1 pseudogene is annotated in these 203 nt (G+C 46.3%); it reads right to left on the bottom strand.

Annotation, left to right across the window (positions count from 1 at the left end):
- Positions 1-47: 47 nt before the first annotated feature.
- Positions 48-203 (bottom strand): annotated as a pseudogene (locus SB752_RS33600) (IS256 family transposase); the annotation flags it as partial.

Below are 203 nucleotides of genomic sequence, written 5' to 3' on the forward strand. Positions count from 1 at the left end.
TTGGTGTAGAGAAAGACAATCCCTTCGGGGATGAAGCCTTCCTTTTTTTAGTGGATGTGTGGTCGTACGCGCTCCTCAAAGAAAACAGACAACTGCATGAGAATCTGTCCCCAATTGTGGACTCGTCCCGTCCATTTTCGTAAGACATCCATGGTTACGAGATATAACATCTTAAGAAGGGCATCGTCTGTGGGAAACATGGC

This window comes from Brevibacillus sp. SIMBA_040 (assembly GCF_046535075.1).
Lineage (GTDB): Bacteria > Bacillota > Bacilli > Brevibacillales > Brevibacillaceae > Brevibacillus.